General features: G+C 68.3%; 13 protein-coding genes and 1 pseudogene. 8 read left to right on the top strand and 6 right to left on the bottom strand.

All coding sequences use genetic code 11. The annotated features are described in order from the left end of the window. Positions 1–20: 20 nt before the first annotated feature. Both ACWDTI_RS04065 and ACWDTI_RS04060 read right to left on the bottom strand, forming a co-directional pair. A complete protein-coding gene (locus ACWDTI_RS04065) occupies positions 21–2060 on the bottom strand; it encodes a TPM domain-containing protein (RefSeq protein ID WP_449736751.1) in 2040 nt (679 codons plus the stop codon). Positions 2061–2083: 23 nt separating this feature from the next. Continuing rightward, complete coding sequence (locus ACWDTI_RS04060) at positions 2084–2890, bottom strand: LLM class F420-dependent oxidoreductase (protein ID WP_449736750.1); 807 nt, start codon at positions 2888–2890, stop codon at positions 2084–2086. A 166-nt stretch (positions 2891–3056) separates the two neighbouring features. On the opposite strand from ACWDTI_RS04060, the gene ACWDTI_RS04055 reads away from it, so the two are divergent. Beyond that, the gene (locus tag ACWDTI_RS04055) at positions 3057–4217 is read left to right on the top strand and encodes a MalY/PatB family protein (RefSeq protein WP_449736749.1); all 1161 of its coding nucleotides are present in this window, start codon (positions 3057–3059) and stop codon (positions 4215–4217) included. 159 nt (positions 4218–4376) lie between these two features. After that, positions 4377–5900: an aldehyde dehydrogenase gene (gene adh, locus ACWDTI_RS04050; RefSeq protein WP_449736748.1), complete on the top strand. Its 1524-nt coding sequence runs from the start codon at positions 4377–4379 to the stop codon at positions 5898–5900. Positions 5901–6097: 197 nt separating this feature from the next. On the opposite strand, the gene ACWDTI_RS04045 is transcribed toward adh, so the two are convergent. Beyond that, positions 6098–6802: an ABC transporter ATP-binding protein gene (locus tag ACWDTI_RS04045; RefSeq protein ID WP_449736747.1), complete on the bottom strand. Its 705-nt coding sequence runs from the start codon at positions 6800–6802 to the stop codon at positions 6098–6100. Continuing rightward, on the bottom strand, positions 6799–7836 hold the full coding sequence (locus tag ACWDTI_RS04040) for an ABC transporter permease (RefSeq protein WP_449736746.1): 1038 nt from the start codon (positions 7834–7836) through the stop codon (positions 6799–6801). The genes ACWDTI_RS04045 and ACWDTI_RS04040 overlap by 4 nt, the downstream gene beginning before the upstream one ends. A gap of 220 nt (positions 7837–8056) precedes the next feature. On the opposite strand from ACWDTI_RS04040, the gene ACWDTI_RS04035 reads away from it, so the two are divergent. From ACWDTI_RS04035 to ACWDTI_RS04020, 4 genes are all read left to right on the top strand, one after another. Continuing rightward, complete coding sequence (locus tag ACWDTI_RS04035; protein WP_449736745.1) at positions 8057–9277, top strand: sensor histidine kinase; 1221 nt, start codon at positions 8057–8059, stop codon at positions 9275–9277. Continuing rightward, a complete protein-coding gene (locus tag ACWDTI_RS04030; RefSeq protein ID WP_449736744.1) occupies positions 9270–9905 on the top strand; it encodes a response regulator in 636 nt (211 codons plus the stop codon). Before ACWDTI_RS04035 ends, ACWDTI_RS04030 begins: the two co-directional genes overlap by 8 nt. Positions 9906–10102: 197 nt before the next feature. Next, the gene (locus ACWDTI_RS04025; protein ID WP_449736743.1) at positions 10103–10603 is read left to right on the top strand and encodes a hypothetical protein; all 501 of its coding nucleotides are present in this window, start codon (positions 10103–10105) and stop codon (positions 10601–10603) included. 71 nt (positions 10604–10674) lie between these two features. Then, positions 10675–11106 (top strand): DUF779 domain-containing protein, encoded by a 432-nt coding sequence (locus tag ACWDTI_RS04020; RefSeq protein WP_449736742.1) that lies wholly within the window; start codon positions 10675–10677, stop codon positions 11104–11106. Positions 11107–11117: 11 nt separating this feature from the next. Here the strand turns inward: ACWDTI_RS04020 and ACWDTI_RS04015 are convergent, their stop codons facing one another. Beyond that, positions 11118–12713, bottom strand: a complete 1596-nt coding sequence (locus ACWDTI_RS04015; protein WP_449736741.1) for a DUF222 domain-containing protein — start codon at positions 12711–12713, stop codon at positions 11118–11120. A gap of 288 nt (positions 12714–13001) precedes the next feature. On the opposite strand from ACWDTI_RS04015, the pseudogene ACWDTI_RS04010 reads away from it, so the two are divergent. After that, positions 13002–13791 (top strand): annotated as a pseudogene (locus ACWDTI_RS04010) (SDR family NAD(P)-dependent oxidoreductase). On the opposite strand, the gene ACWDTI_RS04005 reads toward ACWDTI_RS04010, so the two are convergent. Next, positions 13776–15071 carry a PucR family transcriptional regulator gene (locus ACWDTI_RS04005; RefSeq protein WP_449736740.1) on the bottom strand — a complete coding sequence of 432 codons (1296 nt, stop codon included), beginning with the start codon at positions 15069–15071 and terminating at the stop codon, positions 13776–13778. The pseudogene ACWDTI_RS04010 and the gene ACWDTI_RS04005 overlap by 16 nt on opposite strands. 204 nt (positions 15072–15275) lie before the next feature. Between ACWDTI_RS04005 and ACWDTI_RS04000 the strand changes: the two genes are divergently transcribed. Next, entirely contained in the window at positions 15276–16046 is a 771-nt protein-coding gene (locus ACWDTI_RS04000; protein ID WP_449736739.1) for an SDR family NAD(P)-dependent oxidoreductase, read from the top strand. The last annotated feature ends 2 nt before the right edge of the window (positions 16047–16048 follow it).

Raw genomic sequence — 16048 nt, 5'->3', positions numbered from 1 at the left:
GCGGGCGGAGCTGACCAGAGCTAGAACCGTCCGCCCGTCCCGATCCGGCCGGAACTGCCCGAGCCGCCGAAGGATCCGGGACTGCGGCCGCCGCTGGAGTAGCCGCCGCCCCAGCCACCGCCACGACCACCACCCCAGCCGCCCCCGCGCATCGAGCCGCGCAGGAAGCTGTCGACCAGAATCCCCGTGAGCACCGCACCGCCGACACCCGACGTCTGGCGGTGCGGTTGCTGCGTCTGCTGCCATTGCACGACGTCGCCCTGCGCGGCCATCAGCGCCTCGTCGGCCAGGACTCCGGCCCGTCGTGCGACATCGGCGGCGCGTGCCGGATCATCGGCCGCCGTCGCTTGCGCCTCCTGCAGCAGGCGCTGAGACTCGGCCAGCCGGGTCCGGGCGGTCGAGGCTATCGCTCCGCGGCGGGTCGCGATGAAGTCGGCGGCGGCGGTGACCTTCGCCTGCGCCGACGTCATGGCCGACGTCAACAACTCGGAACGTCGCCGGCGTTCGGCGGACGCGGACCGCGCCGCATCGAGAGCCTTGTCGAGCTCAGCGTCCGCGTCGACGAGTGCGGTGAAGGTGCCGAGCGGGTCGCCGACGAATCCGGTGCGGGCGTTGCCCACCGCGGTGGTCGCCGTCGCCACCGCGGTCGCCAGCGCCGGGCCGCCGTCGGTGGCCAGTTCGGCCGCTTCGCGTAGTTCGCCGTCGACCTCGTCGATGAGCGCCGGCATCCGGGTGTGTGCGGCGGCGATGTTCTCGTCGGCGTGGTCGATCCCGTCGAGCAGCGTCGTCGCCTGTCGGATGGCGCCTTCCGCAGAACGGATGGCCGCGACCGCGGGCCCCTGTTTACCGGCCGGTGCGGCCGCGGCCTCGCGGCCCTGGTCGGCGCTGCGCTCGGCGAAATCGATCTGTTCGCGGGCCAACTCGACGTTGTCGGCCACGGACGCGAGCACGCCCGCCCCATGCCTGGCGATCAATGCGTCGAGCCGCGCCCGGGAGCCGTCGAGTCGCGCGCGCAGGGCCACCAGCGCCTGGGTCAGTTCGGCGAACCGACTGTCGGCGTTGATGAGCAGATTGCGCATCTGGTCGAAGTTGTCGACCTGGGCGTCGAGCGCGCGATCCGCGTCGGTGCACGTGGCGATGATCTGCACCAGCATGGTGCGCCGCTGGTCGGGTGTCTCCGGGATGTTGTCGTCGAGTCGCTGGCGCAGGGTGAACGAGTCGGCGAGCGCCCGTTTGGCGCCGCCGAGTGCCGCCGAGAACGGTGCCGTCTCGGCCTCGCCGAACTCGCCGATCGCCAGCGACAGTTCCTCCTCGCTGGTGCGGATCGCATTGTCGGTGTCCGTCAACACCTCTCGCGACCACGGGTCGAGCACGTCGAGCGGCTGGGCGGCGAGCTGATCGCCGGTCAGTTCCTGCTCGCGCATCGACTCGACCCCGGCCTCGACCTGGCGCCGCTTGCGCCGCCGCGAATACAGGAACGCGCCCGCACCACCGACGACGGCGATGCCGCCCACGCCCGCCGCGATGTAGGCGCCGGTATGCGAGGGCGTCATCGCATCCGAGATGCCGTCGACGGCAGCCTGTCCCGCACCTGCCCAATTGCCCGCCTTCAATTGGGGCACGATGTCGCCGCGCGCGATGTCGTCGATGTCGCTCTGGCTGAGCCCGTCGATGCTGTCCGGGGCGCTGAAGTAGTAGCCGCGGTCATCGGTGGCGACGGCCAGCAGGATGTCCCGGTCGCCGAGGTCGCTGGCGGTGACTGTCTCCGATGCCCACTGCTCGGCCGGCATCCCGTCGAACGTCTTGACGTAGACCACCCACAGTTGGACCTCGTGGTCGCTGTAGAGCTGATCGATCGACGACTGGAGCTGACCGCGCTGCGCGGCCGTGAGCACGTTCGCCGAATCGACCACCTGCGTCGGCAGACGGGTCGGCGGCTCGGCGTTCGCCGCACCGGTCGAGAGCAATCCGGGGACGGCCAGGACAGCGAACACCGCCACGATGACGAGGCGGGTGAGTCGGAGGACGGTGGCTGCGGCACGCGGGGCGCTGGAAACCATGCGCTCCAATCTAGCTGGGCGGCCTACCCGTTCTGCTTGTCGCGCCAGCGGCACAGCGCCTCGAGCTTCGCGAGATCGTAATCGGGACCCGACGCGCCGACGGTGATCAGCGAGATCCCCGCCTCGACCAGACCTTCGGCCTTCCGGACCGCGTCCTCGGGGGTCTTGGCGTCCAGGCCCGCGGAGTGCTCGATCGTCGCGGGGTCACGTCCGACCGTCGCGCAGTGCTGGTCGAGGATGGCCGCCTTGCGCTGGTAGGTCTCGACGTTGACGAAGTAGTGCCAGATGTCGGCGTGCTCGGCGACGTGCCGCAGCGTCTTCTTCTCACCGCCACCACCGATCAGCACCGGGATGTCGCGGGTGGGCGGCGGGTTGAGCTTGCCGAGACGGTCGGCGATGCGCGGCAGCGCGGCACCCAGGTCGTCGAGGCGGCTGCCGGCGGTGCCGAACTCGTAGCCGTATTCGTCGTAGTCCTTCTCGAACCAGCCGGACCCGATGCCCAGGATGAGCCGGCCACCGGACATGTGGTCGACGGTGCGGGCCATGTCGGCGAGCAGTTCCGGATTGCGATACGAGTTGCATGTCACCAGCGCGCCGATCTCGACGCGGGTGGTCTGCTCGGCCCACGCGCCGAGCATCGTCCAGCACTCGAAATGCTCGCCGTCGGGATTGCCGTACAGCGGATAGAAGTGATCCCAGTTGAAGGCGACGTCGACGCCCATGTCCTCGGCGCGGCGCACCGCGTCGCGGATCATCGAGTACTCGGGCGCGTGCTGCGGCTGGAGCTGGACGCCGATGCGGACGGGAAAGTCGCGTGCGGTGAAGGTCATGGAATTTAGTCTGCCGAAGGATCGCGGCTGCGTCACTGTCCGATTCGGGCGAGGCGAGCGCGTTCGCTGCCAACTTCCGCGCCGTGGCGAGGCTCCGAGGGGATATGCCCCTCGGAATGCGCGGAGCGGGCCGATCTTGGTCACGCCGACTGGTAACCCTGGAACCGTGACGAGCTCACCCATCCCCGGCCTCGCCGAACTGCGCCGACGCACCAGCGCGAAATGGACCACCTACCCCGACGACGTGCTGCCGCTGTTCGTCGCGGAGATGGACTACCCTCTGGCCCCGGTGGTCGCGGACGCGATGATCGCGCAGGTCAACGCGTCGGACCTCGGCTATTGTGGCGGGCCCGGCCGGGTCGGCACCGCCTTCGGCGGCTTCGCCGAGCGCCGCTGGGGTTGGCAGGTGGACCCCGACGATGTCCGGTTGACCACCGACGTCAGCGTCGTGATCGTGGAGACGCTGCGGGTGGCGATCTCACCGGGCGACCCGGTGATCATCACCCCGCCGGTGTATCCGCCGTTCTTCGAGCTCATCCCGGAGGCCGGCGGGCGGGTGTGCGAGGTGCCGCTGTTGTGCGATGCCGACACCGGGTGGTCGCTGGACCTGCCGGGCATCGAGCGGGAGTTGCGGGCGGGCGCCCGCGCGATGCTGTTGTGCCACCCGCACAATCCGCTCGGCCTGGTGCATCCGCCGGCGGACCTCGCCCGTCTGGCCGATCTTGCGGCGGAGCACGGCGCGACGGTGGTCAGCGACGAGATCCACGCGCCGCTCGTCCACCCGGGTGTGGGATTCACGCCATTCCTGTCGGTGAGCGACACTGCGCGCGAGGTCGGGGTCGCGGCGCATTCGGCGAGCAAGGGCTTCAACCTGGCCGGCGCGAAATGCGCACTGATGGTGGCGGCGTCCGAGCGGGCCCGCGGCCTTCTCGACCGTCAGCCCGAGGAGGTGGGCTTCCGGACCAGCATCCTCGGTCGCGCCGCGGCCGAAGCCGCGTTCGAGCACGGCGAGGCGTGGCTCGACGACACGATCGCCACCATCGTCGGCAATCTCGACCTGCTCGAGCGTCGGCTGCCCGAGCTCGGCGGCGTCCGAATGTACCGGCCGGCCGCGTCGTACCTGGCCTGGCTCGACTTCCGCGAGACCGGCCTCGGCGACGACCCGGCGGCCGTCATCCTCGACCGCGGCCGGGTGGCCCTGCACTCGGGTCCGGCGTTCGGCGTCCCGGGCAACGGCTTCGCGCGGCTCAACGTCGGATGCTCACCAGAGTTGCTCAACGTTGCACTCGACCGGATCGCCGGCTTGACCGACTGCGCCGGCAACTAGCTGACCTGCGATTTCGCGACGTTGCAACGTTGGGTACCCGGCTGCAACGTGTGTGCAACGCCACACCTCATACGGTGTGCAGCAGATCACAAGCCGTGCCCCTCCGTGGCACATGTGACAACTGGAAATCCCTCACTCGAATCAACCTGAGGAGCACAAATGGCCGTCTATGCGAAGCCGGGAACCGACGGATCGGTGATGAGCTTTGAGTCCCGCTACGACAACTTCATCGGCGGTCAGTGGACCGCGCCGGTGAAGGGACAGTACTTCGAGAACCCGTCGCCGGTGGACGGCAAGACGTTCTGCGAGGTCGCCCGGTCGACCGCCGAGGACATCGAGCTCGCCCTCGACGCCGCCCACAAGGCCGCTCCGCAGTGGGGCAAGGTGCCCGTCGCCGACCGCGCCCTGGTGCTGCTGCGGATCGCCGATCGCATGGAGGAGAACCTCGAGAAGCTGGCCGTCGCCGAGACCTGGGATAACGGCAAGGCCATCCGCGAGACGCTGGCCGCCGACATCCCGCTGGCCATCGACCACTTCCGTTACTTCGCCGGCGCGCTGCGTGCCCAGGAGGGCTCGATCTCCGAGGTCGACGAGGACACCGTGGCCTACCACTTCCACGAGCCCCTCGGCGTCGTCGGACAGATCATCCCGTGGAACTTCCCGATCCTGATGGCCGTCTGGAAGCTCGCCCCGGCACTGGCCGCCGGCAACGCCGTCGTCCTGAAGCCCGCCGAGCAGACCCCGGCGTCGATCCTGTTCCTGATGAGCCTCATCGGTGACCTGCTGCCGGCCGGCACGATCAACGTCGTCAACGGCTTCGGCGTCGAGGCGGGCAAGCCGCTGGCATCGAGCAACCGCATCCGCAAGATCGCGTTCACCGGTGAGACCACCACCGGCCGCCTGATCATGCAGTACGCGTCGGAAAACCTGATCCCGGTCACCCTCGAGCTCGGCGGCAAGAGCCCGAACATCTTCTTCAACGACGTCATGTCGGCCGACGACGGCTTCCTCGACCGTGCGCTGGAGGGCTTCTCGATGTTCGCGCTCAACCAGGGCGAGGTCTGCACCTGCCCGAGCCGCGCGCTCATCCAGGAAGGCATCTACGACGACTTCATCGCCAAGGCCGTGGAGCGCGTCAGCAAGATCAAGCAGGGTGACCCGCTCGACACCGAGACCATGATGGGTGCGCAGGCGTCCAACGACCAGTTCGAGAAGATCAGCTCGTATCTGGCCATCGGCAAGGAAGAGGGCGCCGACGTCCTCATCGGCGGCGAGCCGGCCGAACTCGGCGGCGACCTCGCGGGCGGCTACTACATCAAGCCGACCGTGTTCGCGGGCAACAACAAGATGCGCATCTTCCAGGAGGAGATCTTCGGCCCGGTGCTGGCCGTCACCACCTTCAAGGACTATTCGGACGCCATCCACATCGCCAACGACACCCTCTACGGACTCGGTGCCGGCGTGTGGAGCCGCGACGGCGCTACCGCCTACCGTGCAGGCCGCGAGATCCAGGCCGGCCGTGTGTGGACCAACACCTACCACGACTACCCGGCACACGCCGCGTTCGGTGGCTACAAGCAGTCCGGCATCGGCCGCGAGACCCACCTGATGATGCTCGAGCACTACCAGCAGACCAAGAACCTGTTGGTCGGCTACGCGCAGAATGCGAAGGGCTTCTTCTGATCGGTCGGTCAGACCAGGCCCGGTGAACAGCCCCGCCCCGCACTCTTCGAACAGAGTGCGGGGCGGTGTCTTGTCCGGGGCCGGTCGTCCCCCGCTCGGGTGGCCAATCCCCGACACCGGCGTCGTGGCTTCGGCGGTGATGCTGGCTTCGGTCATCCCGATGTGATCGCGGCGCGGCGACCAGCCGGCCGCACCATCTAACCGCCCACCGCCGCCACCGTCGGGGTCACCCGCCCGTCATGAACCGAGACGACCTGATCGGCGGTGGCCAGATGGGTGCGGTCGTGGGTCACGAGTACGGTCGCCGTCGATCGCTGGTGGGTGAGACGGGTGATCAGGTCGATGATCGCGGCGCCGCGTTCGTGATCGAGCGCGCTCGTGGGCTCGTCCACAAGCAGGACAGCGGGATCGTTCATCAGTGCCCGAGCGATGTTGACTCGCTGGCGTTGTCCGCCGGAGAGCTGATGCGGGCGACGTTCGGACTCGGCGGCCATCCCGACCAGATCGAGGAGGTCCAGGGCGCGGGGCCGGGCGTCTCGGACCCTGCGCCCGCGAATCTGTGCCATGACCTGGAGTTGTTCGACGGCGGTCAGCGACGGAAGCAGGTTGGGTTGCTGGAAGACGATGCCGATCGTGTCGCGGCGGAGTCGGGCGAGTTCGCCGCGCGACATGCCGGTTGCCGAGGTGCCGGCCACGGCGACGGTCCCGGAGTCGGGGGCGATCAGGGTGGCGGCCACCGCCAGCAGACTCGATTTCCCCGAACCCGACGGTCCGACCACTGCGGTCAGGCTGCCCCTCGGCACCTCGAGGGAGACGTGGTCGAGGGCGGTCAGCCGGGTCTCGCCGTCGGGGTAGGTCAGGGTGACATCGTCGAGAGTCAAACCGTTGAGCTGCTGGTTCATCGTGTGCTCCCCAGTGCGGTCAGCGGGTCGACGGAGGTGATCCGGCGAATGGACAGGGCGGCTCCGAGAGCGCCGAGGGTGATCATCACGGCGGCGGGCAGCAGGATGCTGGTCGCGGTCAGCGCGAACGGCACGGCCGAGGTCATGCCGGCGAGCGCCCCGAGGCCGGCGGCGAGTACCGTGCCGGTCGCGGTACCAGCGACGAGCAACAACATCGCCTGTCCGAGTGCGTCTTTGAGCAGACCGGCGGTGGATGCGCCGAGCGCCTTGAGGACGGCGACGTCGCCACTGCGTTGGATCGTCCAGACGGTGAAGAAGGCGCCGACGACCAGTGCGGAGATGACGAACAAGAAGGCCCGCATCACTTGCAGCGACCCGTTCTCCGACGTATAGGAACCGATCGCCGACAGCGACTGCTTCGGTGCAACGGTGGTGGTGCCGATGCGCGAGTCGGCCGTGCCGAGGTCGACGCCGGGTGCTGTGGTCAGGGCGATGACGGTAGCGGTGCGTCCATTTCCGCCCGACGGCGGTGCGATCTGCTGCCACATGTTGAGGCTCGACCAGATGACCGGGGTATGGCTGTAGTAGGCGCTGCCCTCGACGCCGGCGACGCGCACACGCTGTCCCGCGACGGTCACGTCGTCGCCGGTGCGTGCCGCCAGGCCGTCGGCCGCAGCGGTGGACAGCACGACGGTGTCGTCGGCGATACGGTCACCCTCGGGTGCGAGCGTCGACCCCGGCTCCACCCCGAATACCGACACCGCGGTGCTCCGGTCACCGGCGACCGCCCTGGTGGTGGTGATACCCAGCGGCTCGGCGCGTTCCACACCGGGGACCGCCGCCCAGTCACGCCATTGATCTTCGGAGACGGTGGAGTTGGCGTAGGAGATCGGCTGGCCACCGACCGGTTTCTGAAATGCGATCTGGTCTGTGGGCAGTCCGGTGATGGCCGAGATACTCTGCTGTCCCAGCCCGCCGGTCAGTCCCGACAGCAGACCGACCAGCAGGGTGATCAGTACGATGACGGCACCCATCAGGGCGAAGCGTCCTTTGGCGAACCTCAGGTCTCTCCAGGCGACAAACACGGCGCGAGCCAGTCCTTTCCGGGGTTCGATTGCTACCGCTCCACTGTCATCGACGCGCGGGTCCCGCGCGTCGCCCGCAAGACGTCATATCGCCGGTCGAACGTTGGCGGCAGATTTGTATCTTTTGATGGAGGTCAGCTGTCGCCGCCCTCCGTAGGCTGAATGCATTGTGAGCACCCATCCGCCGACACCGACACCGACACCGCGGGTGCTCGAGTGGTGCATGCATCTGTTGGTCGTGGGGCTGCTGGGCCTCGCCGCCGACCGTGCAGCGATCGACCACCGCCCTCATGCCGGAGCCGTGGTGGTCGCGGCGGTCGCGTGTGGTGCGATCTACGGGATCGGTGCGTCGATGCCGTATGTGCGCCGCTCGCGCACGGCCGCCGCCGTGTGGCTGGCAGCGGTGGGCGCCGCATGGCTGGTCCTGCTGATCCTCACCCCGGACGCGGTCTGGGTGGCGTTCCCGATGTACTTCCTGCAACTCCATCTGCTGCCTCGCCGCACCGGACTCGCCGTCGTTGTCGTCACCACCGTCGCCGCGATCGTGGGTTTCGCCCTCCATCAGGGCTCTTTCAGTCCGGCGATGGCGATCGGGCCGGCGCTGGGAGCCGCCGTCGCGGTAGCCGTCGTCTGGGGATACCAGGCGCTCTACCGTGAGAGTGACCGTCGCCGCCAACTCATCGACGAACTCACCGCCACCAGAGCCGATCTCGCGGCCGCGCAACACACCGCCGGTGTCCTCGCCGAGCGCGACCGATTGGCCCGTGAGATCCATGACACACTGGCGCAAGGACTTTCGAGCATCCAGCTGCTACTGCACGCCGCCGAGCGATCGGTGCCCACCGCGCCGGACACCGCAATCGACTACATCGTCCAAGCCCGGCGCGCCGCAAGTGACGATCTGGCGGAGGCGCGGCGTTTCGTGGCGGCGTTGGCACCGCCCTCCCTCGACGACGTCACCCTTTCCGAGGCGCTGAAGCGTTTGTGCGCGAACACAACTCAACGCGACCGGATCGCTGTGCGGTTCCATCTCGTCGGCGTGCAGCCGCCGCTGACGACAGCACAGGAGGTCGGCATCCTCCGAATCGCCCAGTCGGCACTGTCGAACGCCGTCCGGCATGCCGACGCCACCGCGGTCGACGTCACACTCCGGGGTCTCGACGATCACGTCGTCCTCGAGGTCATCGACGACGGAAAGGGTTTCGACACCACGAATCCACCCACCCCAGACCCCGGCACCGGCGGATTCGGCCTGCCCGCCATGCGGGCCCGCGCACGTGACCTCGAAGGTGTGCTCACCGTCGAATCCGGTGCCGGACAGGGCACCAGGCTCACCGTACGGATACCCACCCCGGTCCCGGCCGACGACGGGACGGCAGCTCATGACTGAAGAACCCATCCGGCTGCTCATCGCCGACGACCATCCGATCGTCCGCGCCGGACTGCGTGCCGTCCTGCAGACCGAACCAGGGATCGTCGTCGTCGCCGAATCCGCCACCGCTGAAGACGCGGTCACGCGCGCGGCCGCCGGCGACATCGACGTCGTGTTGATGGACCTGCAATTCGGTTCCGGGATGGGCGGAGCCGACGCCACCGCACTGATCACCGCCCGACCAGATGCACCACGCGTGCTCATCGTGACAACGTACGACTCCGACGCCGACACCCTGCCCGCGATCGAAGCGGGTGCCACCGGTTATCTCCTCAAGGACGCACCGCCGGAAGACCTCGCCACAGCGGTACGGACCGCAGCGACGGGGCGCACCACACTCGCACCCGCGGTCGCCGATCGTCTGGTGAACCGACTCCGAATACCGGGTGCCGCCCTGACCCGCCGCGAGACCGAGGTACTCAGCCTGGTCGGCGAGGGCCTGTCCAACCACGGCGTCGCCGCCCGCCTGCACCTCACCGAGGGCACTGTGAAATCCCACCTGGCCCGCATCTACGCCAAGCTCAACGTGGATTCGCGGACGGCTGCCGTCGCCGCCGCAACCGATCTCGGCATCATTCGCCGATAACCGACGGTCGGGACGACGGCACCATTCTTGCGGCGCGGTGTCTTGTCCGGGGCCGGCCGTCCCCCGATCGGGGGAGGTCACGATCCACCGGCCAATCCACCGTGCGGTGGATCTGCGAGCGGCCCTCCGGCGACGAAACTCGAAGGTGTTCAAGGAAACAACACCGCCCGGGAGACCGGAGAATCGAGGCAGCCGCCATGTCCACCATCACCCAGAACCACCGCGATGACGTCATCGACCACGAGGCCGCGGCACGCGCTCCGAAGCGTCGCCGGACCATGGTCATCACCACGATCGCCGGATGTGCACTGATCGCCGCCGCGGCGGTCGGAATCACGGCGCTCGACCACGGTGGTGCGACGGCGGCGGCCACCAGCTCCTACAGCACGTTGGCGACCGGTGGTGGTGGCGCCTCGGCCGGGACCGTCTCGCCTGCGCAACCGTCCTTGCCGGTGGTGAATCCCGCCGTTCCGTCGGTGCCAACCGGCACCGTCTCGCCGGCACATCCGGCGCTGCCGATAGTGAATCCGGCGGTGCCGTCGACTCCCTCCGGTCCCATCTCGCCGGCCCAGCCGTCGACTCCGTCGGGGACGGGCAATGTCTCGCCGGCCCAGCCGTCGACCCCGTCCGGGACCGTCACGCCCGCCCAGCCCTCGGCGCCGACCGGGAGTGTCGCGCCGACCGACACCGCCGCGTGACGCCGCGCTGCAACTCCACTGCAACAACGGCCGTACTACGCTGTGCTTCAGATCACAGCGAGAGGTGAGCCATGACCAACGCACATCCCGACACCATCCCCGACCGGGTGGTCGCCACTGACGCCGCCGTGCAGCTCCTGACGAAACTCTCGGAGCTGCACGGCGGTCTCATGATCCACCAGTCCGGCGGATGCTGTGACGGCTCGGCCCCCATGTGCTACCCCGTCGGGGAATACCGTGTCGCCCAACGAGATGTGTTGGTCGGTGAGATCGAGCTCCCCGAACCCCTCCCGGACGTACGCGTCTGGATCAACGGCGACCAGTTCGAGCTGTGGAAGCACACCCAACTGATCCTCGACGTGGTCAAGGGACGCGGTGCGGGGTTCAGCCTGGAAGCGCCTGAGGGGGTTAGATTCCTTTCTCGTGCGAGGGCTTTCAGTGAGGATGAGAACACGTCGTTGGCGGCGAGTCCGCCGTTGACAGGGGCGACGGCCGGGATCTGAACCCGACGACGTCAGAACGGTGGTGGTGGTCCCTCCCGGCGGCGTCTGTGGTTGCGGTTCCTCTCTGCCCGCCTGCGGGCGTGTTTGTTTTCCGTCCGAGTGCGTGCGCGCATCGGCCGTTGTGGATCGGGCGGCGAATTCGGTGGTGGTGCTTGAGGTCTGGCGGTGAACCGGACCCGGCGTAGTCCGGGGAAGAGGTCCTCGGTGGTCTCTGCCTCGCCGGGGATGGTCAGGCCTTCCGGGGTGATGGTTTCGGTGCGCAGCCGACCGTCCTCATCGCGCCACTGATCGTCGAGCCAGCCCGAGAAGGTCTTGAGCAGGTGCCACGGACGGCACTTCGGGTTGATGTTCTCCGAGGTGGTCTGCCCACCCGCGGTGGGGTCGTCGTGATCGTATTCTTCGACGTGTTCGGCGTCGGCCTCCCAGGCACTCGTGGTGCAGCCGGGTTCGGAGCATTGGCCGTGGCGAATCCGGATGTAGTCGTCGAGGGCGGTGGTGGGCCGGTACGAATCGGATGCGATCGGACCGGGCAGGGTGAACCCGCCGTCGGGACCCATCGGAGTGCCGGGTGGGACCAGATACGAAATACGCGCGTCCGGGCGGGCGACGAGTTCCCGGACGTGTTCGTCGTCGATGACGCCGTGCCCGTCGAGGTAGCCGGGATTGTTCGCCCGGCCGTCGAGAGTTGCTTCATCGCACACGACGTGGATGACGAACCTCGGCGCGACGGGGGCCTGTGCGGTTGAGGCCGGTGAGCCGTCGGTCGGGGTGCCGGCGCCGGTGGTGAGGTCGAGGGCAGGTGCGGCGACCGCACAGTCGTCTCGGCCGCACTCACACCCGAACTCCGAGCCGGACAGCAGCGCGAACTCGGCATCCGAGCGGCGTTGGCCGGCGGTCCGGGTGTCGTGCTCACACACGCGGGCAGCGAGGGCATCGATGTTCTTGTACGCGATGCGCGCGTTCTCGGCCGACATGACCGCGGTCAGCTCCGCGGTCCCGTCGCCCCGGTTCTCCACCCAGACGCCGCGCTTGTCCATGGCGTCCTTGCGGCGTTCGCGCACGGCGTCGGGGTCCTGGCGGAAGACGATGCGGTCGATCATGTCGCGCAACCGTTGCTGTGAGTAGGACCCGGCACGCAGGCGTTCGGCGATCTGTGCGTCGACGAGCGGGGCGTAGTCCTTGCCGTCGATGAGGTCGGTGCCGGTCAGGATGGTGCGGACTTGGCGTTGGCTGATCGCCCCGTCACCGAGGCATTCCAGGACCTTCGGGAGCCGGTCGCGGAGGGCGATGGCTTCGCCGAGCAGGATCTCGGCGTGGCGGCGGGTCAGGGTCCGAAGTTGGGAGATGCGGGTGGCCGCATCGGCAAAGCCGTCGACCACAAAGCCGTCGGTGTCTTCGCGGGACTCCACAAGTTTGGTGTGTAGGGCAGAAGCGAACCGGTAGTCGCAGTAGGCCAGATACGACTGCCCGCGGTCGAGATCCTTCATCCCCAGCAGCAGGTCGTTGACCGCTGCGTCGTCGGTGCGCTTGAGGTCGATGCCGCCGATGAACCGTGCCGGCAGTTCACGCCACAGCGGCGTGGGAGCTGACGCGGCCGGGGTCGACACGAGCGGGACCTTTCAGAGATGCGGGCATGACTGCAGGACAACCACATTCATCTCTGACCTGTGCACCACCGTGGTGTTCGGTGGTGCGGCCCCTCATTCACTCTTTCCTGCTGAGAACAACGTACAACAGGGGTACGACAGACTTGTGCGCGTCGCGGAGGGTTACTCGGCGGGGGGAGAGGGGCGCTCGGTTCGGCGATGCCACTTGGGGGCGCCGACCAACGACGTGCCGAAGCCTTGTGCGGCACGCACGAGCGTCCGGCACAGACCGAGTTCTAAGGTTCGACCATGACAACAACAGCAGTCGTCACCGGAGCCGGCCGTGGAATCGGTCTTGCCCTTGCCCGACGTCTCGCCGACGCAGGCCACCGGGTCGTCGTCACCGATATCGACGGGGATGCCGCCGAGCGTGCGGCAGCCGAGATCGGGCGCGGCGCGGTCGGATTCGCCCAGGATGTCAGGGATATCGCGTCGCACCGCAAGATTGCCGACGAGGCCTCCACACTCGGGCAGCTCACGGTGTGGGTGAACAACGCCGGGGTGCTCTTCGCCGGCGACGCCTGGGATCATCCGGACGACGAGATCAGCACCATCCTCGACGTCAACGTCCGGGGCGTCATGGCGGGGTCGGCGGCCGCGGTCCCGCAGATGGGCGGCGGCGGCGTCATCCTCAACATCTCGTCGATCTCGGCACTCACCCCCTGTTCCGGGCCTCGCGTTGTACGCCGCGACCAAGGCGGCGGTGTTGTCCTACACCACCTCGCTGCAGGGCGACCTCAAGCATGCGGGCCTGCCGATCCGCGCCCGCGCGCTGTGCCCGGATGTGGTCGGCACGCAGATGGTGACCTCACACGCCTCGGATCCCGGCGCCGCGATGTTGTTCTCCGGGCCGAAGCCGCTCGATGAGGATGCGGTTGCGCGCGCCGGGATGGAACTCATCGACAGTCGCCAGGTCTTCCGGGTACTCCCGCGCTGGCGTGGTGCCCTGGTCCGGGCTGTGGACCTCGCACCGAGCGTCGGACTGCCGCTGCTCGGCGTGATGCGAGCACTGGGTGATCGACGTCAGGCGCGTTCCTGAGGTGTCGGCAGAACGGCCGAGCCCAGCCGCCGGCAGGCCGTCAGGGCCACTTCCAGATTGAGCCGATCCTCGGAAAGGGGGCGGCCGCGGACCTCGAGGGCCTTGTCGACCCGATACTTCACCGTGTTCTTGTGCAGGTGAACGACTTCGGCGGCCGCGACGTAACTGCTACCGGCTTCGAGAAAGGCGAGCAGCGTCGACCGTAGCTGCGCCTTGTTCTCGTCGTCGACGGCCAATCCACCGAGAGCCGTGACGACGAGACTCCGCGTGGCGTCGAGGTCGCGCGCCAGGATCGAGCACAGCTGGACGCCGGGCTCGTCGAAGGTCGTGACGGCGACGTTGCCGGCGATCGACGCCACGGCGTGCGCCCGTTGTGCCTCCTGGTGAGTGCTGCGGAACCCGTGGGTCGCAGACTGCGGGCGGCCGAGTGCGACCCGGACGCCGGGGCCGGCATCGGAGACCAGGCGCCCGATCGCATCGAGATCGATCCGGTGACCATCGAGATTGCGTCCCAACGGGATCCAGCACCAAGCGAGGCTGCGGTCCTGCGGCAGAAACAACGCCGGTCCGTCCGCGTGCACGGCGTCGCCGATGGCGGCGACCAGCGACTCCATCCGCCGGAGGCCACTCGGCATGCCGTCCTCCTCGATGGTCCACACCACGACACCGAGATGATGTTGGCGTAACCGGTAGCCGAGGGCCGACTCGGCGGTGCCGAGGTCGTGGTCTCGGCCGGACAAGATGGTGGCGAGCATCGCGGTCCGCACGGTGTTGCGATCGGCGAGCCACCGTTCGCGCTCCGACTCGTACTCCGCGACAACCTGTTCGGCTATCCGATCCACGTAGGCGAAGGTCGTGGTCCGGAAGATCTGGGCGGCGGCGAACTCCACGTCGCGGTCGGGTTCGGTGGCCGCGACCTCGGTGACCGCCCATTCGAGCACCCGATTGTGTCCGATGCGGTACGCGCGCAGCAGGGCGTTCGCCGAGATCGCGCGTTGCGCCAGACGGTGTGCGTATTCGATGGCGGCGGGCGGCGGCCGCACGTCGTCGACGTTGATGTCGTGCTGGACAACGTGGAGGAACGTCTCCACGTTGCTCTCCGAACTCGCCCGGAGCAGCTCGAGGATGACGTCGTCGCCGCGCAACTCGGGGATCGAGTTCGCGATCTCCTCGTGCAGCGTGGTGCCGAGCCGAGGGAGTTCGGCGCCCATCGTCTTGGCGATCTCGGCGACCCGCAGTCCCACCTTGCGCTGTTGGTCGGCGCTGAGGTGCGCACCCATCGAAGAGTCCTCTCGTCGGCCTGCACTGTACTCCGGAACCAAACGCTCGGCGGACTACTTGTGCTGATGCACCGCAAACAGAGTCGCCATATGACCCCCATCACAAACCCTGTCCGAAACTTCGTGTCCTCGACACAATCGCGCGCTCGTCCTTGCTCACTACTCTCATCGCAGTTCACAACGCCCCGACCTGAAGGAAGTCCTATGTCACCCGATCTCACCGGCAGAACCGCGATCGTGACCGGAGCGGCGCACGGCATCGGCCTGGAGATTGCCCACCAGCTCTGCCAGGCAGGCGCCAACGTCGTCGTCTCGGACGTCGACGAAGGCGCGGCAAAGGAGGCCGCCGCACGAATGCCGAACGCGACCGCCGTCGCCTGCGACGTGCGCGACGAAGATCAGGTCAAGAACCTCATCGATGCCACGGTCGCGACCTATGGCGGGCTGCACGTGATGATCCCCAACGCGGGCATCGCGGCGGTGGCCCCGATCGTCGAGATGGACCTGGCGGCGTGGCGGTCGGTCACCTCCGTCAACCTCGACGGTGTCTTCCTTGCCATCCGCTATGCCACGCCGGCCATCATCGCGAGCGGCGGCGGCAGCATCGTCACCCTCGGCTCGGTGACCGCCCTGAGCGGAACCCCGCTGGTCTCCTCGTACGCCGCGACCAAGGCCGCGGTCGTCAACCTCACCAAGACGGCGGCAACAGAACTCCGTGCCCACGGGGTACGGGTGAACGCCGTCCTGCCGGGCTTCGTGGGCACGCACCTGGTCACCGACCAAGTCGAGGCCTTCGAGACCGCGCTCGGCCTGCCCTCGGGCGGTTTCGATGCGCTCATCGCGCAGAAGCAGGGGCGCTACGGCACCGTCGAGGAGATCGCCAAGGCGGTGCTGTTCCTCGCCGGCGACGAATCGTCGTTCTGCTCGGGTTCGGGCCTCGTTCTCGACGGTGGCTTCGACGCCGGATTGTTCTGAGG

Source organism: Gordonia sp. NPDC003424 (assembly GCF_053588655.1).
The sequence above is the reverse complement of the archived record's forward strand: the minus strand, read 5'-3'. Positions and strand labels throughout refer to the sequence as shown.